At 40.2% G+C, this 23,842-nt stretch carries 23 protein-coding genes, 1 tRNA gene, 1 pseudogene and 1 CRISPR repeat array; of the genes and pseudogenes, 8 read left to right on the forward strand and 17 right to left on the reverse strand.

The annotated features are described in order from the left end of the window. The first annotated feature begins 113 nt into the window (after positions 1-113). Positions 114-682: direct repeats of the CRISPR family, unit length 29 nt; unit sequence TTTTCTAAGCTGCCTATACGGCAGTACAC. 377 nt (positions 683-1,059) lie between these two features. After that, entirely contained in the window at positions 1,060-1,176 is a 117-nt protein-coding gene (locus tag PR675_RS20985) for a putative zinc ribbon protein (RefSeq protein ID WP_115113469.1), read from the forward strand. Positions 1,177-1,203: 27 nt separating this feature from the next. On the opposite strand, the gene arsC is transcribed toward PR675_RS20985, so the two are convergent. From arsC to PR675_RS05080, 7 genes and pseudogenes are all read right to left on the reverse strand, one after another. Further along, positions 1,204-1,629 carry a glutaredoxin-dependent arsenate reductase gene (arsC, locus tag PR675_RS05050; RefSeq protein WP_053110357.1) on the reverse strand — a complete coding sequence of 142 codons (426 nt, stop codon included), beginning with the start codon at positions 1,627-1,629 and terminating at the stop codon, positions 1,204-1,206. Between the two features lie 10 nt (positions 1,630-1,639). Beyond that, positions 1,640-2,929: an arsenic transporter gene (locus PR675_RS05055; protein WP_004922295.1), complete on the reverse strand. Its 1,290-nt coding sequence runs from the start codon at positions 2,927-2,929 to the stop codon at positions 1,640-1,642. Between the two features lie 55 nt (positions 2,930-2,984). After that, entirely contained in the window at positions 2,985-4,736 is a 1,752-nt protein-coding gene (arsA, locus tag PR675_RS05060) for an arsenical pump-driving ATPase (protein ID WP_060560878.1), read from the reverse strand. A gap of 13 nt (positions 4,737-4,749) precedes the next feature. Next, positions 4,750-5,115 (reverse strand): arsenite efflux transporter metallochaperone ArsD, encoded by a 366-nt coding sequence (gene arsD, locus PR675_RS05065; protein ID WP_004922301.1) that lies wholly within the window; start codon positions 5,113-5,115, stop codon positions 4,750-4,752. Positions 5,116-5,162: 47 nt separating this feature from the next. Next, on the reverse strand, positions 5,163-5,498 hold the full coding sequence (locus PR675_RS05070) for a metalloregulator ArsR/SmtB family transcription factor (RefSeq protein ID WP_004922304.1): 336 nt from the start codon (positions 5,496-5,498) through the stop codon (positions 5,163-5,165). 142 nt (positions 5,499-5,640) lie between these two features. Next, positions 5,641-5,791 (reverse strand): annotated as a pseudogene (locus PR675_RS05075) (integrase core domain-containing protein); the annotation flags it as partial. Between the two features lie 60 nt (positions 5,792-5,851). Beyond that, a tRNA-Arg gene (locus PR675_RS05080) sits at positions 5,852-5,928 on the reverse strand. Positions 5,929-6,116: 188 nt separating this feature from the next. Between PR675_RS05080 and folD the strand changes: the two genes are divergently transcribed. Further along, the gene (gene folD / locus PR675_RS05085) at positions 6,117-6,974 is read left to right on the forward strand and encodes a bifunctional methylenetetrahydrofolate dehydrogenase/methenyltetrahydrofolate cyclohydrolase FolD (RefSeq protein WP_004922311.1); all 858 of its coding nucleotides are present in this window, start codon (positions 6,117-6,119) and stop codon (positions 6,972-6,974) included. 17 nt (positions 6,975-6,991) lie between these two features. After that, positions 6,992-7,204: a ribosome-associated protein YbcJ gene (gene ybcJ / locus PR675_RS05090; protein ID WP_014656527.1), complete on the forward strand. Its 213-nt coding sequence runs from the start codon at positions 6,992-6,994 to the stop codon at positions 7,202-7,204. 464 nt (positions 7,205-7,668) lie between these two features. Here ybcJ and PR675_RS05095 read toward each other — a convergent pair whose 3' ends face one another. From PR675_RS05095 to cysS, 9 genes are all read right to left on the reverse strand, one after another. Beyond that, positions 7,669-8,811: a hypothetical protein gene (locus PR675_RS05095; protein WP_060560843.1), complete on the reverse strand. Its 1,143-nt coding sequence runs from the start codon at positions 8,809-8,811 to the stop codon at positions 7,669-7,671. Positions 8,812-8,836: 25 nt separating this feature from the next. Further along, positions 8,837-11,437, reverse strand: a complete 2,601-nt coding sequence (locus PR675_RS05100) for a fimbria/pilus outer membrane usher protein (protein WP_014656528.1) — start codon at positions 11,435-11,437, stop codon at positions 8,837-8,839. Between the two features lie 96 nt (positions 11,438-11,533). Then, on the reverse strand, positions 11,534-12,265 hold the full coding sequence (locus PR675_RS05105) for a fimbrial biogenesis chaperone (protein ID WP_014656529.1): 732 nt from the start codon (positions 12,263-12,265) through the stop codon (positions 11,534-11,536). Continuing rightward, entirely contained in the window at positions 12,265-12,990 is a 726-nt protein-coding gene (locus PR675_RS05110; protein ID WP_239686446.1) for a fimbrial biogenesis chaperone, read from the reverse strand. Before PR675_RS05110 ends, PR675_RS05105 begins: the two co-directional genes overlap by 1 nt. An 8-nt stretch (positions 12,991-12,998) precedes the next feature. Next, entirely contained in the window at positions 12,999-13,595 is a 597-nt protein-coding gene (locus PR675_RS05115; protein WP_014656531.1) for a fimbrial protein, read from the reverse strand. Between the two features lie 16 nt (positions 13,596-13,611). Beyond that, entirely contained in the window at positions 13,612-14,163 is a 552-nt protein-coding gene (locus tag PR675_RS05120) for a fimbrial protein (protein ID WP_004922332.1), read from the reverse strand. After that, positions 14,147-14,872: a fimbrial biogenesis chaperone gene (locus tag PR675_RS05125; protein ID WP_004922334.1), complete on the reverse strand. Its 726-nt coding sequence runs from the start codon at positions 14,870-14,872 to the stop codon at positions 14,147-14,149. The genes PR675_RS05120 and PR675_RS05125 overlap by 17 nt, the downstream gene beginning before the upstream one ends. A 70-nt stretch (positions 14,873-14,942) precedes the next feature. Then, the gene (locus tag PR675_RS05130) at positions 14,943-15,458 is read right to left on the reverse strand and encodes a fimbrial protein (RefSeq protein WP_072197202.1); all 516 of its coding nucleotides are present in this window, start codon (positions 15,456-15,458) and stop codon (positions 14,943-14,945) included. Positions 15,459-16,184: 726 nt separating this feature from the next. Further along, a complete protein-coding gene (gene cysS / locus PR675_RS05135) occupies positions 16,185-17,573 on the reverse strand; it encodes a cysteine--tRNA ligase (protein WP_036943984.1) in 1,389 nt (462 codons plus the stop codon). Between the two features lie 409 nt (positions 17,574-17,982). On the opposite strand from cysS, the gene ppiB reads away from it, so the two are divergent. The 5 genes from ppiB to PR675_RS05160 all read left to right on the forward strand — a co-directional run bounded on the left by ppiB (position 17,983) and on the right by PR675_RS05160 (position 22,320). Beyond that, complete coding sequence (gene ppiB / locus PR675_RS05140; protein WP_004922346.1) at positions 17,983-18,477, forward strand: peptidylprolyl isomerase B; 495 nt, start codon at positions 17,983-17,985, stop codon at positions 18,475-18,477. Positions 18,478-18,491: 14 nt separating this feature from the next. Then, positions 18,492-19,241: a UDP-2,3-diacylglucosamine diphosphatase gene (locus PR675_RS05145; protein ID WP_036941271.1), complete on the forward strand. Its 750-nt coding sequence runs from the start codon at positions 18,492-18,494 to the stop codon at positions 19,239-19,241. 128 nt (positions 19,242-19,369) lie between these two features. Next, the gene (gene purE, locus PR675_RS05150; RefSeq protein ID WP_004922352.1) at positions 19,370-19,885 is read left to right on the forward strand and encodes a 5-(carboxyamino)imidazole ribonucleotide mutase; all 516 of its coding nucleotides are present in this window, start codon (positions 19,370-19,372) and stop codon (positions 19,883-19,885) included. After that, positions 19,885-20,967 carry a 5-(carboxyamino)imidazole ribonucleotide synthase gene (purK, locus tag PR675_RS05155; RefSeq protein ID WP_060560840.1) on the forward strand — a complete coding sequence of 361 codons (1,083 nt, stop codon included), beginning with the start codon at positions 19,885-19,887 and terminating at the stop codon, positions 20,965-20,967. Before purE ends, purK begins: the two co-directional genes overlap by 1 nt. A gap of 102 nt (positions 20,968-21,069) precedes the next feature. Then, the gene (locus PR675_RS05160) at positions 21,070-22,320 is read left to right on the forward strand and encodes an MFS transporter (protein WP_036941274.1); all 1,251 of its coding nucleotides are present in this window, start codon (positions 21,070-21,072) and stop codon (positions 22,318-22,320) included. A gap of 90 nt (positions 22,321-22,410) precedes the next feature. Here the strand turns inward: PR675_RS05160 and PR675_RS05165 are convergent, their stop codons facing one another. Beyond that, positions 22,411-23,775: an esterase-like activity of phytase family protein gene (locus PR675_RS05165; RefSeq protein WP_036941277.1), complete on the reverse strand. Its 1,365-nt coding sequence runs from the start codon at positions 23,773-23,775 to the stop codon at positions 22,411-22,413. Between the last annotated feature and the right edge of the window lie 67 nt (positions 23,776-23,842).

Genomic DNA, 23,842 nt, shown 5'->3' on the forward strand with positions numbered 1-23,842 from the left:
ACTGTTTTAATAAACTAGAAATCTCAATAAATATAATCTAATTATTAATCTTAAAATAGCGAAAAAAGAAGCCTGTGCAGCTTATTGGAAAGCACACAGGATAATCATTTATCATTTTTAGGCTGCCTATACGGCAGTACACCCAGATGGCATTAATAGATTGCCGCTTGTCTGTTTCTAAGCTGCCTATACGGCAGTACACACGAAGCTACATTTAAAAAGCTAGTTATTGATTTTCTAAGCTGCCTATACGGCAGTACACATGATTGAAGTAAATCGCTAAGTTTACTAACTTTTCTAAGCTGCCTATACGGCAGTACACCATCATCCTGATTCGCTAAGTGCTCACGGTCTTTTCTAAGCTGCCTATACGGCAGTACACTGACTTTGATAAACAGGATGTTATTAATTGGTTTTCTAAGCTGCCTATACGGCAGTACACTATCCAATAACTACATAGCCGGTTTCGATATATTTCTAAGCTGCCTATACGGCAGTACACACACGAGTAAAAAACACGAATGGGGCTGTCATTTTCTAAGCTGCCTATACGGCAGTACACGTTTTTGTAAGTAATCCGATACGGAGTGACTTTTTCTAAGCTGCCTATACGGCAGTACACAATATAACCCAGAAACCTCGTATCACGTCGATTTTCTAAGCTGCCTATACGGCAGTACACTATAAACTATCAGGAAAAAACCTTCGTGCAACAATAAATTATGGTTAATTTGTGCAAAATACCTTATTTTTTAGAGGGTATCATAACACTTTGTTTTTAAACAGAATAAAATTTCAATAAAAATAGAAGGTAAAATAAGATAACTATCACGCATCTTCCCCTTCTTACATCAAAAGAGATAGAAAGAGCCTTATTAGAAGCTGCCGATAAAACAATCTCTTCAAAAGTAATAGTGACATTTTAACCTTAGCTTGATTAATCAACTTATTACAATAAGAGCCATTTTAATGTATCTATTAAAATGGCCCTTATTGTTAACTCATTCAACGTATAAACTTAATCAGTAATTTCATTCCGTTTTACCGATTTTAAAGGTTATGGATTGGTTTTGTGTACCGTGCCATGACGACTTTACAAATAATCAAAAATACTGCCTTACTTGCCATAAGGGCATTTGGTCTATTCCAACAAAGAATGTCGCTGATAAACATTAACCAACAACAATGATTTCAAAGCATCATTTACTTTATTCTGCACCCTTGTTTATCAACGACAACTTCACCATCTTCTTTGACAAATTCATTTTGTTGCCGATTAGGTAATATATCCAGCACTACCTCTGAAGGCCGACACAACTTTACGCCTAGCGGAGTGACGACAATCGGCCTATTAATCAGTATCGGGTACTGCAACATAAAATCAATGAGTTGGTCATCTGTATAGCTATCTTGTTCTAAATTTAATTGTTCATAGGGTTCGACATTTTTTCGTAATAACGCCCTTACCGTGATTTTCATATCGGCAATAAGTTTTACTAACACATCTCTAGAGGGTGGTGTTTCTAGATAATGAATAATCGCCGGCTCAATACCACTATTGCGGATCATTGCAAGGGTATTGCGTGAAGTGCCACAATTTGGGTTGTGGTAGATGGTGATCTCATTCATTGGGTTACCCTTAATTTAACAATGAAAGTCGAAGCACTAAAGCAACGAGTGTGACAATGAGCACAGGGATCGTCATGATAATCCCTGTTTTGAAATAATATCCCCATGTAATGGTCATGTTCTTTTGTGATAACACATGTAACCACAACAATGTTGCTAAGCTACCAATTGGTGTAATTTTTGGCCCCAAATCTGCGCCAATTACATTGGCATAAACCATTGCTTGCTGAATTACCCCTGACGCTTCACTCCCTTCAATGGATAGAGCACCAATTAATACCGTTGGCATGTTATTCATTATGGATGATAAAAATGCGGTAATAAATCCAGTTCCCAGAGTTGCTACCCATAACCCTTTATCGGCAAGGTAATTGAGCGTTTCAGAAAGATAATCGGTTAACCCTGCATTTCTTAAGCCATAAACCACCAAGTACATACCTAAAGAGAAAATGACGATTTGCCACGGTGCACCACGTAAGACTTTTTTGGTATTAATCGTATGGCCTCTGGCTGCAATCACCCAAAGAATTAAGGCGCCAATTGCAGCAATAGCGCTAACAGGAATACCTAATGGTTCTAAGACAAAGAAACCGATGAGCAACAGCACCAATACAAGCCAACCTGCTTTAAACGTTGTCATGTCCTTAATGGCTAAAGCAGGCTCACTCAATTTAGTCATATCATATTGCTTAGGAATATCTTTACGGAAAAACCAATGCAGCATCACTAACGTTGCAATAATCGCCGCGATATCCACTGGCACCATAATTGAGGCATATTCAGTAAATCCAATATTAAAGAAGTCCGCAGAAACAATATTCACGAGGTTTGAAACGATAAGCGGTAAGCTCGCTGTATCTGCAATAAAACCCGCCGCCATGACAAACGCTAACGTCGTGCCTTTGTTGAAACCAAGTGCAAGTAACATCGCAATCACAATGGGCGTTAATATCAATGCCGCACCATCATTGGCAAATAAGGCTGCAACAGTTGCACCAAGCAATACGATATAACTGAATAACAGCCTTCCTTTACCACCGCCCCACTTGGCAACATGTAATGCCGCCCATTCAAAGAAACCACTTTCATCTAAAAGTAGGCTAATAATAATCACTGCAACAAATGTCGCGGTGGCATTCCAAACAATGTTCCAAACAATCGGAATGTCTTGAAAACTGATCACACCAAAGATCAGTGCTAATACAGCCCCTACTGTAGCACTCCAGCCAATCCCCAACCCTTTGGGCTGCCATATAACAAACGTAATCGTTAGAACAAAAATTAATGCGGCAATAAACATAACAACCTCGTTTAAAAGGTGCTTTCGTGCACCTTTTATTTTCTAAAAATAAAACTTATTCTGCGAGCTGACTTAATGCGGATATCCCCACAGGCTCAGTCTCAAGTAAAGGAACGATAGCAACACGTTTTGCTAACGTTGATGCCACCTTTTCAATCTGAACGACTTCCTGCTCTGCCCTTGAAAGTAACAATGGTGAGGTAGTTTCCGTGATAGATAGGCTATTATTAATTACCCACGCCCACGGATGTATATCTGCTCGTATTAAGTCATTCTGTAAGTTTTCCGCCTCAAGCACAGGCGTTGTTTCAGCGAGTGTCGTAATAATGACTTTGGTGCGCTCAGGATCTTGTAATTGCATCATAGGGGTCAAAAAGTGGCCTTTTTTGCCCATTTTCTTAGCAATTTCTTTATGATATGCCCCTGTTGCATCAAGAAGTAATAATGTATGTCCAGTCGGTGCAGTATCCATGACGACAAAACGTTTCCCTGCGTCTCTAATGATGCGAGAAAAGGCCTGAAACACAGCAATTTCTTCAGTACATGGAGAGCGCAAATCTTCCTCAAGTAATGCACGCCCCTCTGCATCTAAATCTTTCCCTTTTGTTTCTAAGACATAATTACGATAGCGTTCAGTTTCGGCGATGGGATCAATTCGGCTAACTTGAAGATTGGGTAAAACACCATCAAGTGTTGATTCAACATGAGCAGCAGGATCTGATGTAGTCAGATGCACATCAAGCCCTTTTTCTGCCAATTTAACCGCTATTGATGCTGCAATCGTTGTTTTCCCAACACCGCCTTTGCCCATTAACATAATCAGCCCATGTTGTTGCTGAGATATTTCCCCAACCAGTTCTGACAAGGAGGGTAAAGAAATAGGTTGTTTTGTCGGAGTAATGGTTGAAAATTGTGGCATGTCATTCGATAACAACTGCTTCAATGCATCGACACCAACCATATTGATATTTTGTAAATAAAGAATATCAATGGGTAACGAACGCAATGCCTCAGGCAGAGACTTTAATGCGGCTTGCTCTCGAGAGTAGAGTGCATGGGATAACTTATCATTTTCAGTCATCGCCGTTTCCGGGAAAACACCATTTATAATCAATTGTTGATTTTTGATACCCAGAGAAGACAATTCACTATAGGTCCTCGCAACCTCCCTCAAAGCGGCTGACTGAGGACGTGCAACCAATACTAACCTTGTTAGTGAGTTATCACTCAACGCTTGCACTGCCATGCTGTACTGCTCACGTTGTTTTTCAAGGCCAGACATTGGACCTAAACATGTCGCACCGTCAGGATTGTCACTAATAAAATCACTCCACGCGCTCGGGAGTTGTAATAAACGGATGGTATGCCCCGTAGGTGCGGTATCAAAAATGATATGGTCAAATTGGCGGGTAATTTCGGTATTGGTTAACAATCCAGTAAATTCATCGAAAGCCGCAATCTCTGTGGTACAGGCGCCTGATAGCTGCTCCGTAATGCTTTGAATTACCGCTTCAGGTAAATTTTCTTTGATTGGATTAATAATTTTATTTCGATATTCTTCGGCAGCAGCTTGAGGGTCTATTTCAATGGCAAATAGGTTTGGAACCAATGTTATTGGCTGAATATTGTTGCCAATCGATTGAGAAAATACCTGCCCAACATTAGAAGCCGGATCCGTACTCACCAGTAAGACTTTTTTCCCTTCCTCTGCCAACTTGATTGCTGTCGCACAGGAAATAGAAGTTTTACCCACCCCCCCTTTTCCAGTGAAAAATAAATAATTAGGTGTGCTGTCTAAAAAATTCATTTTATCGCCCCTGTTAACAACATGTTTTGTCATTACCGCAACACGACTTAACTGTCTCCACCTTCTCAATATTCAGGCGAATACCAAACCATCTTGCTAGCTCATGACGTTTAGGGTATCGACCTGTCAGCACAATCTCACCATCAAGAATAAAGAGCGGGAGTGATTCGGCGCCAGCGGTTTCCAGAAATGTTTTTACTTTTATGTTGTTAACAAATGCCATAGGCTCTTGCGCTAAATTAAAACGCTTTACATTCGCTCCTTGTTTTTTTAACCAATCTGCATCTGTTGCAAAGTCCACTAATGCTTGATCAACTTCTGTTCCACAAACGCCAGTGCTACAGCATAACGCGGGATCAAATACTTCGAGTTTTTTCATGTCTCAACCTTATATATGATTTTTCGAATATGTTAATTTAAAAAATTTTATATAGAACAGCGATTAGCAGATTCTTTTTTCTCTAAGCTTTTGAGTAAATCTGCGACTCTATTTTTCTCTGTGGCATAGGTGACATCAATGATACTTTTTACCCACGGTAGTAATGCCGGAGATAGCCGATAATGAACCCATTTCCCATGTTTTGAATCGAGTAGAAGACCCGCCTCTCTAAGCATTGCTAGATGTCGAGAGGTCTTCGGTTGCGATAAATTTAAGGCCGTATAGATATCACAGACACATAGCTCACCGGATGCTTTCAAAAGCAGCACGATATCGAGCCTTGTTTGGTCGCCTAAAATTTTAAACAGTTGTAATGGTTCCATATGTACCTCTTTAGCCTTTTCTTTAAATTATACCTAAAAAACACATACGTCAAATCGAATGTGTTTTATTTATAAACCATTTGTTCCTTTTTGTACTAGTTGATAGAAAAGGTAAGAATCAATGATGATAATACCACGCTCACTCTCTAGCTTGGCTCAACGATTCAAATAAATAAGCAAATCAAAAAATTACGACAAAACGAACCATTAAAACGCTCGATAAAGCCATTTTGCTGTAGCTTATCGGGTTGAATATGGCATAACGCTATCTGATTATTTTCACAGTAATTCAATTAATTCACTGAATTTTAGGCATAAAAAAAGACATCGGTTGATGTCCACTGACTTCGAAATGGTACGCCCTACAGGGTTCGAACCTGTGACCTACGGCTTAGAAGGCCGTTGCTCTATCCAGCTGAGCTAAGGGCGCATAAGAGAAATGCGGCAACCTATACGGTTGATGGCGTTGAATTATACGGTTGCTACGCGCTGAGTCAATGGCTTTTCTCTACTAAAATAACTATCTGCTCATTTTATGTTACAGATTGAACTGACATTGGCGCTAACTTCTGACAAAATAGGCACATCCCCAAGTCTCATATATGGATTAAGTCACAGATGTTAGCAAAAATTATTGATGGGAAAACGATTGCGCAGACAATTCGGCAGGAAGTTGCCCAAAAAGTCCAACAACGTATAGAACAGGGCAAACGCGCACCAGGCCTTGCTGTTATCTTAGTCGGTGCAAACCCGGCTTCACAAATTTATGTCGGCAGCAAACGCCGTGCATGTGAAGAAGTGGGTTTCCTATCTCGCTCTTATGATTTGCCTGATACAACAACTGAAGCAGAGCTTCTAAAACTGATCGATGATTTAAACCAAGATACTGAAATCGATGGTATCTTAGTTCAGTTACCTCTGCCGGCGGGCATCGATAACGTTAAAGTTATTGAGCGCATTCACCCAGATAAAGACGTTGATGGGTTTCACCCGTATAATGTCGGCCGTTTATGCCAACGCGCACCACGTCTACGCCCATGCACACCAAGAGGGATTGTTACCCTGCTCGACCGCTACGGTATTAACACCTATGGGCTAAATGCCGTTATCATTGGTGCATCTAATATTGTTGGTCGCCCTATGAGCTTGGAGCTGCTACTTGCTGGCTGTACAACCACCGTGACTCACCGTTTTACAAAAGATCTTGAGCAACACGTTCGCAATGCCGATCTTTTAGTTGTTGCTGTAGGAAAACCGAATTTTATTCCGGGTGAATGGGTTAAACCGGGTGCTATCGTGATTGATGTTGGCATCAACCGCCTTGAAAATGGTAAAGTCACCGGTGATGTAGACTTTGATGAGGCCTCCAAATATGCCTCTTGGATCACCCCTGTACCAGGTGGTGTTGGCCCGATGACGGTAGCCACACTGATCCAAAATACATTGCAAGCGTGCGAAGAGTATCACGATATTTAATGAAATCAGGAGCTGTCATGGATATTTTCAGGCTTGAAGGCCACCCACACATAGAACTGTGTGATTTGCTCAAAATAGAAGGATGGGCAGAAAGCGGGGCAATGGCTAAGGCCATGATCGCTGAAGGCTTAGTGCAAGTTGATGGCGTAATAGAAACTCGCAAGCGTTGCAAAATCGCGGCAGGAAAAGTAGTTTCTATGGGCGACCAAAAAATCAAAGTTCAAGACTAAATACCAACAAGTAAGCTGATGTGCAGATCAGCTTACTTTTACCGCCATTTTCTCTATTAACATACTTTTCTCTCTCACTTACCACCGAGTCGGCTCATCTCAATCTCATCTTAAAATGAAGGCGAGTAAGCTATACCCCACCAACGAGCTATAACTGAATAACTTATCTGTGACCGACATCCGAATTAGGAGAAATATTTGCACTCTATTCCAATAAACTATTCTTCCTAAACTAGATGATTAATTTAAGAAATTAATAGCCCAAGAATTATTTAGTCTCGAAATGTGATAATAACCGCCTATACCTATATTGCCTTTCTGCTGCACTGTGTGCCATTATCGAAAAGCAAGTTTGTAAGAGGTGCAACAACCACACCTAATAGCAACTCCTACTTGATTATGATAACAATTAATATACTTCTGTTTTCCCCCTTCAATGGGGGACTTTTTTATCTTACTTATTTTTATTTGAAAATTATATCAAGCTGCGCTGCGCCGGTTGCTTTCCCTGGTTTTTCCGTCTTATTAGGACATAGCGACCACACCAGCGGCTGAGATTGTGAAGAGCTTGCGGTTTGTGCGCCTATTTGCATGAAATTTAACCCTTGGTTATTGACGGAAAAAGGGATACTTGAAGTCCTATCCACGCAGCCTACTGCATCTGCTGCCGCATTACTGCCAATATAGCCGCGCACTAATCCCCCGATTGTGCCATCACTATAGTGTAAGCTAATTGCATGATTTCCGACGGCAGTTGATGGGGCAACAGGCTGCCCTGAAATAGCAATTTGGAAAGCTCGCCCATCATTAGCACCACAATTCACACTAATTGAAGATGTTGGATTGATAACGGGAAGCCCTTTTCTCGTATCAAATGAGACTTCTGTCGGCGTTGAAATGGAACAAGGTGGATAACTGACCGTCACTGTTCCGCTCGGAAAAATTAGATGGGAGACCAAATCACCCGACGAAGCTGATTTTATAAGATAAAGACTCGGTAACGTATAAGAGCCAGGCTTTGCATTATTACCAACATATAAAAATAACTCCCCTCGTATTGATGCCTTATTATTTTTCCTATTCGTATTCCATTGATGCTGAGTTGCTTCAGGCCAAGCAGAGCCACACCACATGGTCGACGCATTTTGTACTGGTGACGGTGTATAATTACCGTAGTTATCCCACGCCCCTTTTACAGTAACATCATGAAAAGGTCCTGATGTGCTCGCACCTGCTCCAACCGACGCAACCCCTGTTGCATTTGTACTACGAAAACCAATAATTATGTCCTGATCTACCCTATAACCTTTCATTTTACCCACTGTCATTTCATACGAGCTTGCTAAGCAATCAACCTTAGAAGAAGATGTATTAATACCAAAACCATCGGCCCTAATCGCGCTAGATGAGTTTACGGCACTAATTTTTGTTAGGGTTATTTCGGCGTTCACATTACCAAGTGAAATAATCTCTTGGCCAGGCATCGCATTAAAATTTGCAGCCAACGCGACTGGATGGATAAAACCAAAGGCAATGACTGTGCTAGTCATATATTTATTAAACACTGAACTCATCATGGTTTTATATTTAAAATAATAATATTTCATGGTCAGGCAAATACCTTAATCTATTTTATAATTTCACAGGGGTACATGTATAAGTTACTTGGCGTATTGGTTGGTCTGCCTCTAACTCGATATTGGCTAAATCGAAGCGAACTTCACATTGTTTTTCTGTAGACTCCCCCCATTTAACCAATAATTTTCCTTTTTCAGGTAATCCTGTTAAATAAACCAGCCCTGAATCACCAACGATGCTGCTATAACTATCTGACGTATTTTGTAAGCTAGCTATCGCACCAAACGGCACATTGACATTATTCTTAATCAACGTCATTAACACTTGATACCCTCGTTTTGTCGCAAATTTAACCGGAACAACTGCGCCCTTACTCGGATAAATATTGATATTTGTTTGAGCAACATCGACATCATCAGGTAATGTTGTTGGGTCGATACTGATACTATTTCTCTTATAGTCAGAAAGATAAGGAGCTATACCATAACCTCGCCAATCAGAGTAAGAGGAACCATTATTAATACTGACATTCGGTGCATCCGGTAAATAAACTAATGCGACTGATTCCCCCATATTTTTTGTCAGTGTAAGTCCGCCGGAATGGAGCAGCATGCCGCCATTTGCGTTCATATTAAATGTCTTCATCTGGCTACTATAACTATACCCCGCGGTAATACTTCCCTTACTTCCTTGATAACCAGCATTAATATTACTGCTATTAGCGCCATCTTTATTTTCCCAACTTTGAGAAGCGCTATAGGTAAAATCACCATCCATCAAACTACCATTTATCCCAGTTTGAATTTGCGATTTACCATTGTTATCGCGTGTATAGTAGCTAGTAGAATAAATAGACTGTAAGGAATCTGAATAACCAAATACACTAAATGGAATACTTATGTTAAAGGAAATTTGTCTATTCTCAGGCCAATTTCCGTTATCATCTTTAACCCTATCAATAGTAAAGTTACTGCCATAAGTTATCCCTTTATAGCTATTACTGTAGCCAATCGAACCTCCAGTTTGGGTTCTAGAGCTTCCCCAATAATCATCACGCGTAGCTCGAAGGTAAATTGTTCCCCATTCTCCCATACGCTGGCTGACTTGAGTTTGGAAACTACTACGCCGTCTTTGCATTGACCACGGGTAAACCCCGTCTTCAAGCTGATAACCTTCAGAGTTAAATTCACTAAAATTATAATAGTTACGTGTTGAATAACGTAATGCGGTGAGATCTACGGAGGTTCCCGTATTCATCATACTTTTCGAGTAACGAAGGCGATAAGACTGCCCCGTTTTCCGTGAGTTGTGATTTAATTTTGCAGCAGAAGCCGTGATATCAAGAGAAATGGCACCTACGTTGCCTAGTGAAATACCCGTTCCTACGTTTGCAGCTTGGTAATCTTCAGCAGCTAATACACCACCATAAACTGTGGTGTCATAAGGTAACCCATAAACAGCCGTTCCTAATAAAAAATCGGCCTCGCGGGATTGATTCGTCACATTACCGTCATAACGTCCAACTGTAACTTCATATTTCCAGCCACCGGGCCTTAGCATGACAGGTAATGATGAGTAAGGCACAATGAACTTCCGTTCAGTACCATTTGCCTCAGTGATAGTGACATCATAGTCACCTGAAAGCCCTGCTTCTTGAATATCATTGATGTAAAAAGCACCTGGAGCGACATAGGTTTCATAGATAATATTCCCATTTTGGCGAACGGTTACCCTTGCATTACTATTCGCAACCCCTTCTATGGGTGGAGCATAGCCCCGTAGCTGGCTTGGTAGCATCTCTTCGCTAGAACTCAATTTTATACCGCGAAAAGGGACACTATCAAAAACATCACTCCCCGTATTATTTTCACCAACTAACAGCACAGAGCGCAGTGGGAATAATTCGCGGTATAAATATGTATTCGTAAAACGGGTATAGTGCTGGTTATTATCTTGGTTATCACCACCATCCGTTTTTATTTGGCTATGGGTGATCGTGCTCCGTAAACGCCATGCCCCCGCGTTCAAACCAGCTCTTACTGTTGCAAAGAAGTTATCGGTTTTTCTATCTGAGCTATACCGTGAACTATTTTCAGTATGCCCATAACTTAAATTATAATTCGCAATAAGTGCCGGGATCCCATAATCCAATAAGTCAGGATCGAGTACCTCAGTATGGCTCGATTTCATTGCTATCTGCGGAATACTGATTTCAAGTTCTAGAATAGAAATATCAAAATGTGTTGATGCATCTGGGATCAAAGCCGGCAAATTATCAATCGGGTAATCTAACGGCAAATCCTTTGTTGTAGGAAGTTGCTTAATATTAACGCCATGTTTTTCTAGTAGCTCAGGTGTTAATACTGGAGAAACAACGCCTTGTTTATTTTCCTTAAATGTAATTGGAAGTTGCCCAATACCGACCTTATTAATATAAACAGAAACGAGATATTCACCCGGAGCAATACTCCCTTTTTTAGAATACACGGATAAATCAACTTGATCGGTTTCTCCCATTGCTTGTAAAAAAGCAGGATCAAAATAATCTTCTGCGGTAGCGGAGTGAATGCTTAACATCAAGCACAACGCAATAGGATGCCATGTAAACTTAGCTGGACTTACGCAAGCAGGTAGTGTGTGCTTATTTCTATTCATATTTATATCCATTGACTTATCAATAGCAAAATTAAGCCTAAAGCAGTAAGTGCTCTTTTTTACTTATATTCATTTCAATAACGAGTTCTGAAATAATTACAATAAACGCGTATATTGCTGTGTTACTCCACCATCTTGGTCAATTAAACTCCATTCAAGCTCACCTTTAATATTCTCAGGTAATGGATACCGCTGTTGCCCCATAGGTGGAACCATTTCAAATAGAGATAAAGAGTCAACATCTTGATTGCCCACTTTTATTGAATAAAAAGTGACATAATAAGGTGTTGGATTTTTAACAACTAAAGAGTCCTTATCACGAGAAAAAACTAATTTTTTTGATATTTCATCAGTACCATATTTGGGTAAACCACTTGGACGATAAAAAAGTTTTAAATGATTCTGTGTCGCAATAATCATTTGTGACTTTCCTGTATGGCCTGTTTCTTTTTTCTGATTAGGTATCGCCTTAATGTTAAGAATAAATAGTGACTCACGATCTTGCGGCATTTTATGATTAATTGATTTAATCATTAATACGACCGCGTCTTTTTCATTTATTTTTTCTAATGGCGGCAAAACAATAAAATCAGGCTTATTAAGTCCATCATCATTTGGGTTTACAACTTGAGATTGCAATAAATAAGCCATATTACTGTAATTAGTCACTTTAAAGGGTACACCTTTTTTCGCAGACTCTGGATAAATGACCCTTGTCGATTGCATGGCAATGCCATCATGCTTCACCATATTTTGCCCATAAGATGAAAGAGAAAATAACCAGAAGCAATGAAAAATAAACAAAGTAAACCATGATGAGCGTCTCATTATTTTTTCTCCGTATGACCCATTAAATAATGATACTCTCGACTTTCTCCACCAAAATCATTAACAACTCGCCAAGTTACCTCTTTAGCATTTTGGTTGATGTGATATTTTATTTCCGAAAACGGTGCAACCATCATTCCATTATTTTGATTATCAATTTGTTGTCCATTCACCTTTAACGAAGAAAAGGTCTGAAAATAGGCTGTTGGGTTATTTACAACTAAAACATTTCCTTTTTGTTGAAAAGTGAGTTGTGATGCTGACGAATTTACACCCTTGATAATACTTTCAGGGCGATAAAATAGTTTAATCACCATTTGCAAACCAAAAGAGACTTGTGAGTAATTATCACTCTCCTCACTTAATCCTTCCTTAGGTATACTCGGTATTGTTAAAAAGCTTAAATAGAAAACCGATTCCCTATCTTTAGGTAGATGCTTTATCTGATTAGGAACAATCACTACCGTATTTTGACTTTGTGGCTCCATTCTAAATAATGGTGGATTTACTAAAAAGGGAGCCTTTTCTAAGCTATCAGGTGAAATAAGTGCATTAACTTTAATTAAATAGGTATTATTGCTACGATTTTGAATCGTTGCTTTTGTGTTTTTATCGGTCTCTAAAAAGATCACACGCGTTTGATTCAATAACACACCGCCATCCGCAATAGCGCTATTAAATAGAGAACTAAGCAATAATGTTAATAAAGCTAAGAAATATTTCATCATCGTTTTCAGTCATAAAGAAATTGAAAAGTTACGGTGCTGTGTAATTTCCCAGCTTGTAATTCGCCACTACAATTCCCGCATGAAATTGTTGCCGTAAATGGTATTTTGGTTTTATTCAATATTGATAATGGACTTTCTGCCACCCAATTAGCATTAATTAATCCTGTTTCGGCTACATTAGTATTTTTCTTGAAATAAGTATTTCCTTCAGTACTAAGTAAAAAACCATACCCTTTAGTAGTTGAGCTTGCTGAGTTCACATATAGATGACGCCCACCAAGGGTTTTGCTTTCCCCCGTAACTTTAATTTTCGGCGTATAGTGTGTTAACCCTTTACTATCACAATCAATAAAGTCTAAGGTAAATTTTTCTTGTTTAGCTGTACCATTTTTAACCTGAGAGGTCGAAATATTAGCGCCATTATTAAACGCAATAACTGGATGACTAACGCTAATTTCACATGTGCCTTGAAAGTATTCAGCTGAAAAATTTATTTGAACTGGTGCAGCCTTTGCTAAGGGTAAATAACTCAATGTCAGTATCATCAAGCTAATTTGCGTCACCCGCTTTAATTTCTTATACAATGTAAAAAAATTCTGCACAGTGGCCCCTTACTTTTCACTGAAAAAGAACGGTAAATGTAATATTGGCTTTTAAAAAATCAGGGGTAACTGTGTTATCCACGCTTACAAGCCCAATCCCAAAATACTCGGTACTTGAAAATTGGTTCGATGAATTTAGCGGTGTTAAAGCCACCTGTTTTCCTTGATTTTCTAGCGCGTCACCATTATAGAAATCATTTAATCCAAGCTCTTTTTTACCATGCTGGATCATAAACCCTGTGCCATTAGGCGTACTGTCTAAAAAAACTTGATTATTACCGCTATAAGGCGTTATGCCTTTTAATGTTAATAACGGTGTGGTATTTCCCCCTTCACAGGTCACTTTTGCTGAAATAGGTTGAATTTCAACTGTTGTTTTTGCTGTTGGGAAACTAGCAACCGAATAAGGCTTAAAATGTAACGCCTTATCTGATAATTCAATGGAACAACTACCATCGACTAAGGAAGCCGACAAATCAACTTCTGCAGTACCTACCGCATATAATTGGCCAATGTTAGTTAGCATCAGCACAAAAAAGATCGAGGAAGACTTATTGAACCCAACCATCGAATTGATCCTTTCCGCCAAAGTCATTGATTGCGCTCCACTGTACTTTGCCTTTTTGGTGAATATCTTGATACAGCATGTCACTAAAAGGCGAAATCATGGTATTACCTAATTTAGGCTCCAGCTTAGCGAGCTTATTGCCCACTTTGATTTCACTGAGCGTAATATAATAAGGTGTCGGATTGGTCACCTTTAAGCCATTATTTTGCAAAGAGAACTTCAATAAGCCCATTGCCTCTTTTTGGCTGACAGAAAACTGAACAGGTCTATAGAATAATTTTATTGTGTTTCCCGTTGCGATTTGCAATGAGCCTGCTAATTTGGGGGTAGAATTATTATCTAACCCATCCGTTGCAGGTAACGCTATTGCTCTAAAATAAAAAATAGACTCACGATCTTTAGGTAAGTCATTTTTAACTTTTAGAATTTTAACTTGATTCAAGTCACTCGGTTCTAAACGGAACATTGAAGGTGTGGTGATAAAATTATTTTGCGCTATTTGCCCCTGTACATCACGGTAAATTTGCGTACGAACTAAATAAGGAGTATTCGAATTATCTTCACTTTTGATAGTAATATTAGCCCCTACATTATCCTGACTTTCATTATAAATTATACGAGTTCCATGCAGCACGATCCCCGCCATTGCTGAAGTTGTACTCAGTAATAATAATATGGTTCCGATAACTCTAAATACTTTTACTATCATTTCCCTATCCTAATAATTCACCTTAAACGATAAAATGAAGCGCAGGGCTCTGCGCTTCAAATATTATTAATTACTCAGATGCGTAAGAAATAATAATTGGCGCTGAATAGGCACCAACAGCAGGCGAGGCATCCGTTGTACCCATACCAACTTTGAAGGTATACGTTGTTGGTGCAGTATCAGAAACAGTCACAGGAATTGCTTTGTTTGCAACAACTTGATCGGGTTTACCCTCTTCTTGCAGCATAAAGCCAACGGTTGAACTTTCACCAATGAAGATATTTTTTGCAGTATTTGAAGTAGCCGTTGTGCCTTGTACATACAGTGCACCTTTATCGGATGCCTTGTCACACGCATCTAATTGTACGACAAGTGGAGTATCACCGTTTTGTACATTTGGACTAAAGGTATCTTGAGCAAATTTACCTACATAAAATACTGAATTACCACCATTAGCAGTCACATTACAAGTTACCGCCGTAATTACACCATTAAGTGTAATATTGTCACTATTACTACCAGCAACAGCACCTAGGCTGACACCGGTAAATAACATCGCTGTAATTAACTTAGTTTTAAAAGCCATGATATACCTCATGAACAAGTAGTGATTAATAGAGCCTAAATAGACCCCACAACAAATACAAAATAAAGAAATAAAAAATCAATTTAAAACAAGAATAGGAGTTTATTCCTACTCATCAGAATAATAGATAAAAATAAAAGTATGTAAATACCTACAATTTTAATAATTGAAAAATATCACGTCATTATATTATTTTTACCTTTATATAAATCTAAGTTTTTATTTAAAATAATATAGTAAAAACACTTAAAGCGAAAAAACAAGCAACAAAATCCATAACGATTAAATATTAAACTCAAAATTAGAATATAAATTTATATTAGATTCCATTGGTAGTTTTTTATTTCAATTAGGTGTTAATACTTATTACCATTAGATGACAATAACTGTTATTTATTAAAAAAGTTAAAAATAATTAATTATTATAAAATACAACTTATTCAAAATACACTTATTATGATAGTCGTAAAAAGACCAGTATTGCGTTTACTCCCAAAATAACGCTGTTTTTTTCTATCTCTATTTTATAAATATAAAGATAATTAATATGTGATACCGCATAAAGTTTAATTCAGCTAATCTATTAAGCTGAATCGATAAAAATTTGACTTATTGCGCTAATAATAGGGCTAGCTGTTGAATATCGATAGATATAATAAAACCCGTTAAAATGATTGAGTGCTATCTACTCAAATTTTAACGGGTTGATTTTAAATAAAGATAAGACTATTTACGGCGCCAAGTTGTTCCTTGAGCACCATCTTCTAATACGATTCCCATTGCCGTCAGTTCATCACGGGCTGCATCAGCCAATGCCCACTCTTTATTTTTACGAGCATCATTACGCTGTTTAATTAACGCTTCAATTTTAGCCACTTCTTCGTCGCCTTCACCTTGAGCATTACCTTGTAAAAAGGCTTCCGGGTCTTGCTCAAGTAAACCAAGCACACCCGCTAATTTACGTAACTCAGAGGCCAATTCATTGGCTGCAACCTTATTTTCTGACTTCAGTCGGTTGATTTCACGCGCCATATCAAACAGTACGGAATAAGCTTCAGGTGTATTGAAGTCATCATTCATGGCATCTTCAAAACGTTTTTTAAAGACTTCACCACCCGCTGGGGCGACTGATTTATCAGTACCACGTAAGGCAGTATATAAACGTTCTAAGGCTGTACGTGCTTGTTTCAAATTCTCTTCAGTGTAATTAAGTTGGCTACGATAATGACCAGATAGCAAGAAATAGCGCACCGTTTCAGGGTCGTAATACTCAAGCACATCACGGATAGTAAAGAAATTATTCAGTGACTTAGACATTTTTTCACGATCAACCATCACCATTCCTGAGTGCATCCAATAATTCACATAAGGACCATCGTGAGCACAAGATGATTGCGCAATTTCGTTTTCATGATGTGGGAACATCAAATCCGAACCACCGCCGTGAATATCAAAATGGTTACCCAATGCTTTGCTATTCATCGCGGAACATTCAATGTGCCAACCAGGGCGACCTAACCCCCATGGTGATTCCCAGCTAGGCTCGCCTTCTTTTGACATTTTCCAAAGAACGAAGTCCATCGGATTACGTTTTGAATCAGCAACTTCAACGCGTGCCCCAGCTTGCAGCTGCTCTAGGTCTTGACGAGACAATTGACCATAATTTTTATCCGTTTTGACTTCAAACATCACGTCACCGTTATCTGCCACATAAGCGTGACCTCGTTTAATAAGCAGATCGGTGATTTCGATAATTTCATCAATATGCTGGGTGGCTCGCGGCTCACTGTCTGGGCGTAAAATATTTAATGCATCAAAATCTTTATGCATCTCAGCTAACATCCGTGTTGTCAGCGAATCGACGGTTTCATTATTTTCAGCCGCACGTTTGATAATTTTATCGTCAATATCTGTTACATTACGCACATAATTCAGGTCATATCCCAAATAGCGCAAGTAGCGGCTAATCGCATCGAAAGCGACGAAGGTTCGACCATGACCAATATGACACAAGTCATAAATGGTGATACCACACACGTACATCCCTATTTTCCCTGGATGAATGGGTTTAAACTCTTCTTTTTGACGACTCAGTGTATTAAAAATCTGTAGCATCTGAACTATTCCGTTTAATGTGTACGTGTTTTTCCTTACTGGCTTACCTTGATTCAAGCCGCAACACAAACGGCGACTGCCTTTAACGCTAGCCATACATATTGCCTATGCCTAGCCGACTAGTCTGTTGCCGCCCTGTTACACCTTGAATTATTTAGCGTATTACTCGCTCAAGCTATAAGGGGTATCTCAATAATAAGGTATCAACCTGTTAAATAGAGTGATATTGAAACCTGAACATTGCAATAATGCAAGGTTTAACCATAGTGTTTACCTGTCTATTTTTATCACTCGCTGCTTTTACAAACCAGACTGTGACTTCAAGTCAGGTTTCATCTGTGATATAAACTTTCTGACAACAACGCCTTCATAAGAAGGCGCAATAAAACAATTATTCAGGATAGCTATTATGGTTACTTTTCATACCAATCACGGTGATATTGTTATTAAGACTTTTGACGATAAAGCCCCTGTTACTGTCGAAAACTTTTTAAGCTATTGCCGTGAAGGTTTTTACAATAATACCATTTTCCATCGAGTCATTGACGGTTTCATGATCCAAGGCGGCGGCTTTGAGCCAGGCATGAAACAAAAAGCAACAAAAGCACAAATCAAAAACGAAGCTAACAATGGCTTAAAAAATACGCGTGGTACTCTTGCTATGGCACGTACCAACGATCCTCACTCAGCGACAGCACAGTTCTTCATTAACGTTGTTGACAACGACTTCCTTAACTTCCGTTCAGAACGTCCTGAAGGCTGGGGCTATTGTGTCTTTGCTGAAGTTGTAGAAGGCATGGACGTTGTTGACAAAATCAAAGGCGTTGCAACAGGAAACAGCGGTTTCCACCAAGACGTTCCTCGCGAAGATGTTGTGATCGAAAAAGTGACTGTTAGCGAATAATTCGACTCAACAATATGTCCACTTATATCATTGCAGATTTGCATTTGAGTGAAGATGAACCGGCGATCACCGCCGGTTTTATGAATTTTATTCATCAGCAAGCAATTCATGCCGATAGCCTCTATATACTCGGTGATTTTTTCAATTACTGGATTGGTGATGACGATAAAACCCCACTCCACCAGCAAGTCGCCAATGCCCTAACAATGCTCACTGAGCGAGGCATTCCCTGCTACTTTATCCATGGTAATCGAGACTTTTTACTTGGGAAACGTTATGCCAAACAATGTGGTATGACTATACTCAACCAAGAAACATTACTGGAGCTTTATGGTAAACGCGTACTCATTTTACACGGTGATACACTGTGTATTGATGATCAGGCTTATCAAAATTACCGTAAAAAAGTGCATACGCCTTGGATCCAACGCCTATTTTTAGCCCTACCGCTGTTTATTCGCCGGCGGATAGCAGAAAAAATGCGCCAAAACAGCCAATACGCCAGCAGTATGAAGGCCGAATCAATCATGGATGTCAACCCACAAGCGGTGATTAACGCCTTAACAAATTACCAAGCTGATTGGATGATCCATGGGCATACACATCGTCCTGCTATTCATGAAGTGAAGGTTGGCGATAAGTGCTGCTATCGTGGTGTATTAGGAGCATGGCACCATGAAGGCTCCGCATTTGTGATTAACGAACAAGGTATCGAACTTATTTTTTTCCCTTTCGAGCCTGAGACACACTCGACTCGCTCTTAAACCCCCAGTCTGTTTGCTGACATTTTAACCACGCAAACGTTTTCCTTACCCTTTTACCATGATATGATCGAGATAATTTATTTTTCCCACCTCACGGTGAAAGTTTATTAACCACAGGATCACATCAAATGACTGCCCAAGTATCTGCACAATCTGCGGCTAAAATCGCCATTGTTATGGGTTCTAAAAGTGACTGGTCAACTATGCAACATGCGGCGGATGTTTTAACTGAGCTGCAAGTGCCCTTTCACGTTGAAATCGTCTCAGCACACCGTACGCCTGATAAATTATTCTCCTTTGCTGAAAAAGCAAAAGCAAATGGCTTTGATGTGATCATTGCTGGTGCAGGTGGCGCGGCACATTTGCCGGGGATGCTAGCTGCGAAAACATTGGTTCCTGTATTAGGTGTTCCTGTACAAAGTGCGGCTTTAAGCGGTGTCGATAGTCTCTATTCTATTGTGCAAATGCCAAAAGGCATTCCTGTTGGCACATTAGCAATTGGCAAAGCTGGAGCAGCAAATGCGGCATTATTGGCAGCGCAAATTTTAGCAAACACTGACACAGCCTTATTAACACGCCTATCGGCTTGGCGCGAAAGTCAAACTAATGACGTGTTGAACAACCCAGACCCTCGGGAGGCGTAATGAAACCTGTTTGTGTCCTTGGTAATGGTCAATTAGGAAGAATGTTACGCCAAGCAGGTGAACCACTTGGTATCGCGGTGTTTCCTGTTGGTTTAGATGCCGAGCCAGAAGCCGTTCCCTATCAACAAAGTGTCATTACTGCAGAAATTGAGCGCTGGCCTGAGACACCACTGACCAAAGAATTGGCCCGCCATAATGCGTTTATTAATCGCGATATTTTCCCTCGCCTAGCTGACAGGTTCCCCCAAAAAAGTCTATTTGATTCATTGGGCCTAGCAACCGCTCCTTGGGCCTGTCTTGAATCCAAAGATCAATGGCCTGAGTTATTCTCAACGCTTGGCGATTTTTTGATAGTTAAACGTAGGACTGGTGGCTATGATGGGCGCGGTCAATGGCGTGTTCGCCCTGGTGATGAAGCCAGCCTGCCCGATGAAATCTACGGGGAGTGCATTGTCGAACAAGGTATCCCTTTTGATGCCGAAGTTTCAGTCATTGGCGCGCGTAACCGCGCTGGTGAGAGTGTGTTTTATCCGATTACCCATAACCTACATCAAGAAGGGATTTTACGTACCAGCGTAGCGTTTCCGAAGGCAGATAACTCACAGCAAAAACAAGCACAATCCATGTTGAGTGCAGTAATGAATGAGTTAGATTATGTTGGCGTGATGGCAATGGAATGCTTTGTGGTTGGTGATAAGTTACTCATCAATGAGCTTGCTCCTCGCGTGCATAATAGCGGCCATTGGACTCAAAATGGCGCCTCCATTAGCCAATTTGAGCTACATTTGAGGGCTATTTTAGATTTACCAATGCCATCACCTGAAGTGTTTAGTCCATCCGTTATGGTTAATTTGATTGGTACTGATGTCAACTCACACTGGCTCAGACTACCACTCGTACACTTACACTGGTATGAAAAAGAAGTACGCCCAGCCCGCAAGGTTGGTCATTTAAATCTCACGCATAATGCTCCGTCAATGCTTGCTGATACATTAGACGCACTCGTCGATATGTTACCAAATGAGTACAAAAGTGGCATTGAATGGGCAAAAGCAAAATTAAACTGGTACTATGCCCAATAAACAGGGAAAATAGCGCGATACGATGCCCGATATTTTCGGGCATTTTGCGTTTATATCGCTGTCTTTTTTGTGCAAAAAACAGGCAGAGTGACCGGAGTTGACATGGTAGCCTCAAATTCCCCGTTGTTTAGCCCACTTTATCAGTGGAGTATCCTCATTTTGTTAGGGATGGTCTATTTTTTAGCCACCGCGACAACCTTTACCTCGTTAGGTGTTGTTCTCCCCAGTATGATTGAGGAACTGCAATGGAGTTGGACAGAGGCAGGGTTTGGTTTCACGTTATTGGGGTTGACTTGTGGTTTAGCCAGTTTTCTTCCGTCTGTCCTGATCCGTAAAATCGGCGTTCGCCTCACCCTTTTACTCGGTGCTCTCATCTTTATCGCGGGGTTTTATAGCCTCTATTCGACCGAAACCATTAGTCGCTATTTTCTCGGTACTGCCCTGATAGGTATAGGCTTTACTCTACTCGCGACCGTTCCGGGAACCTATGTTCTTTCTCGCCTATTTGAAAAACAGTCTCTCGCTTTTGGCCTCTATTTTACCATCGGGGGATTAGGGGGCGTCGCGGGGCCTTGGATCTATTTCTATGCGTCAAACCAGTTAGGGTCATGGCGTATGCACTGGGTACTCTGTGCGCTTTATCTCGGTATTGTCACACTGCTGACTATTTTGGTCTTACGCGAAGGTCAACGCGAACGTGAACACGCTAAAAGCGTGGTACAAAAACAGGTCAGTGATGTTAGCAAACCTATTTATCGCACCAAAGAAGTTTGGACAGTACGCCGTGCGCTACGTACTTGGCAATTCTATTTAATCGCAGCAACCTATACCTCATTTTTATGGTGCGGTATTACAGTAAACAGTTTTGCCGTCGCTCATATTGAAGAGCGTGGTTTTGGGATCACCGTAGCTGTTTCATTACTCAGTACCATGGCATTTGTGAACGCATTTTCACGCTTTATTGGCGGTGCGGCGGGCGAATGGTTGGAACCGAAAAAACTGTTAATTGGTAGTTTGATTATTATGATCATTGGGGTTATTTCTCTCAGTATCGCCACCTCTTGGTTATGGTTAATACTGTTTGTGCTCTGTGTTGGTATCGGCTATGGCATGACTTTCTTAGCATCTAGCGTATTATTATCGAATTATTTTGGCAGAGGCCCCTATTTAGAGTTATTTTCTGTCGTTAATTTGCTATCGACACTCGCTTGCTTAGCCCCCTTTATTGCTGGTGCTATTAAAGATTATACGCACAGTTTCACGCCGGCATTTCTTATTATTGTGGCTCCCGTTATTGTGGTGCTAATGTTTACATTAATGATGAAGCCGCCTGAGTTATCCGCTAAAAAATAATGGTGGCGGTAAAAATCACGATGTTTACAATTGGCGATAAATAAAAAAGCTCGGGCTACTCCCCGAGCAAAATCAATATAGACAAGGAAATTAAGGATTTAACAACGCAGGCACTTTCAATAAAATAAATTCGTTATCATCCGCTTGGTTCGGTTCGCGACTGGATGAGAATGGATAATTATTATCGTTGCCAACAATGATGTGTTCACCGTCGACAACATCCACATTTTCAATTGTAAAGAATGGGAAGGTAAATACGCCATTATTCAATGGTTTCTTCGCGACGCCTTCAGGATCTTTAATATTCATTAAGTCTACATAGGCTTGCTTATTAACTGGCTTACCTTGGTTTTTATCGGAAAATTCAACCCGATAAACTCGCTTAAATTTAGCTAAATGACTAAAGCAATGTTGGGTATCCGTAGCCCCCTCTGCACAAGCTTTATCGGCGGTTCCCTCGCCATTATCACGTTCAATAATCAAGCCATGAGTATCGTCAATCATATTAAAATCACCGATGGCATTTTGATTATCTTCAAAAACATATAACCAGCTACGCCCCGTCCATTGTTGTTTTTTCACATCAAATTCAAGAATGCGTGCAGCCCGTTTCCCTTCTACGCTCTCATAATCTTGTTTTTCGCTATCCCACAATGCGCCTTCGAGCATTGGATAGAGTTTGCTACCATCTGGCGATGAGGCCATCCCCTCAAAACCTTTTGAACGGTTCACTTGAAAGCTGACGCTATCGCTTGGCTTAGCCGGTGTTGTCACTTGATAATGATCTGGTGACACGACCTTTTTCCCATCAACGTACGTTTCAAAGAGAGCAAGCACCTTGCCATTCAGATCCATCTTAATCAAATACGGGCCAAACTCCTCTCCAACCCATAATGCGCCATCGGCAAACTGGAAGCTTTCAGGGTCGAAATCACTTCCGGTTAAATAACGCTTATCCGTGCTTTCATTAATAATATGGAACGGAATGATTTTATCGGGATCATGAAAGAAAACCGTTTTTAATGGCGTTGCTTTTCCAGTTTTAAAGTCGATGTCGTATTGAGTTAAATACAGCATTGAATCAGGTGAGTTAACTTTATTGCCGTAGCCATTGTCAGTCAGTACCCAATAAGTGCCATCTGACATACGTTTGATGCCTGAGTGCCCTTGTAATGGCTGCCCTTTAATGGGAACATGCATGCCTGTCGGGCGATCGGCTGACTTCCCTTCAACGCTTCCCAATGTCTCAATACGACTTCCCGTCGTGTATTTACCACTGTTTTGTAAATCTTTCGCTGCATCCGTTGGGGCAGATATCGTCGAATTCACAGGTAACACCGCGTGCCCTGCTAATGTTGCTGAAACTTCTTGTTGTGCGTATCCCGTGGTAGAAAAAGTAATCAATGTCGCGAGTAATGATAAAGAGCGCAATTTTATGGTGCGGCGATGCTGCATTATTATATTCCTATCAAATAGTTAATCATTTGTTGACCATAGGATCATAAACAGCATTGATGACAGT

This window comes from Providencia sp. PROV261 (assembly GCF_028477945.1).
GTDB lineage: Bacteria > Pseudomonadota > Gammaproteobacteria > Enterobacterales > Enterobacteriaceae > Providencia > Providencia stuartii.

Excerpts from the sequence above, each read along its gene's own strand:
- arsD (WP_004922301.1), bottom strand. The coding sequence starts at position 5,115 with ATGAAAAAACTCGAAGTATTTGATCCCGCGTTATGCTGTAGCACTGGC.
- folD (WP_004922311.1), top strand. The coding sequence starts at position 6,117 with ATGTTAGCAAAAATTATTGATGGGAAAACGATTGCGCAGACAATTCGG.
- arsA (WP_060560878.1), bottom strand. The coding sequence starts at position 4,736 with ATGAATTTTTTAGACAGCACACCTAATTATTTATTTTTCACTGGAAAA.
- PR675_RS20985 (WP_115113469.1), top strand. The coding sequence starts at position 1,060 with ATGGATTGGTTTTGTGTACCGTGCCATGACGACTTTACAAATAATCAA.
- PR675_RS05070 (WP_004922304.1), bottom strand. The coding sequence starts at position 5,498 with ATGGAACCATTACAACTGTTTAAAATTTTAGGCGACCAAACAAGGCTC.
- PR675_RS05095 (WP_060560843.1), bottom strand. The coding sequence starts at position 8,811 with ATGAAATATTATTATTTTAAATATAAAACCATGATGAGTTCAGTGTTT.
- PR675_RS05110 (WP_239686446.1), bottom strand. The coding sequence starts at position 12,990 with ATGAAATATTTCTTAGCTTTATTAACATTATTGCTTAGTTCTCTATTT.
- PR675_RS05120 (WP_004922332.1), bottom strand. The coding sequence starts at position 14,163 with ATGGTTGGGTTCAATAAGTCTTCCTCGATCTTTTTTGTGCTGATGCTA.
- cysS (WP_036943984.1), bottom strand. The coding sequence starts at position 17,573 with ATGCTACAGATTTTTAATACACTGAGTCGTCAAAAAGAAGAGTTTAAA.
- arsC (WP_053110357.1), bottom strand. The coding sequence starts at position 1,629 with ATGAATGAGATCACCATCTACCACAACCCAAATTGTGGCACTTCACGC.
- PR675_RS05105 (WP_014656529.1), bottom strand. The coding sequence starts at position 12,265 with ATGAGACGCTCATCATGGTTTACTTTGTTTATTTTTCATTGCTTCTGG.
- PR675_RS05160 (WP_036941274.1), top strand. The coding sequence starts at position 21,070 with ATGGTAGCCTCAAATTCCCCGTTGTTTAGCCCACTTTATCAGTGGAGT.
- PR675_RS05100 (WP_014656528.1), bottom strand. The coding sequence starts at position 11,437 with ATGAATAGAAATAAGCACACACTACCTGCTTGCGTAAGTCCAGCTAAG.
- PR675_RS05055 (WP_004922295.1), bottom strand. The coding sequence starts at position 2,929 with ATGTTTATTGCCGCATTAATTTTTGTTCTAACGATTACGTTTGTTATA.
- ppiB (WP_004922346.1), top strand. The coding sequence starts at position 17,983 with ATGGTTACTTTTCATACCAATCACGGTGATATTGTTATTAAGACTTTT.
- purK (WP_060560840.1), top strand. The coding sequence starts at position 19,885 with ATGAAACCTGTTTGTGTCCTTGGTAATGGTCAATTAGGAAGAATGTTA.
- PR675_RS05145 (WP_036941271.1), top strand. The coding sequence starts at position 18,492 with ATGTCCACTTATATCATTGCAGATTTGCATTTGAGTGAAGATGAACCG.
- PR675_RS05130 (WP_072197202.1), bottom strand. The coding sequence starts at position 15,458 with ATGGCTTTTAAAACTAAGTTAATTACAGCGATGTTATTTACCGGTGTC.
- PR675_RS05165 (WP_036941277.1), bottom strand. The coding sequence starts at position 23,775 with ATGCAGCATCGCCGCACCATAAAATTGCGCTCTTTATCATTACTCGCG.
- ybcJ (WP_014656527.1), top strand. The coding sequence starts at position 6,992 with ATGGATATTTTCAGGCTTGAAGGCCACCCACACATAGAACTGTGTGAT.
- PR675_RS05125 (WP_004922334.1), bottom strand. The coding sequence starts at position 14,872 with ATGATAGTAAAAGTATTTAGAGTTATCGGAACCATATTATTATTACTG.
- purE (WP_004922352.1), top strand. The coding sequence starts at position 19,370 with ATGACTGCCCAAGTATCTGCACAATCTGCGGCTAAAATCGCCATTGTT.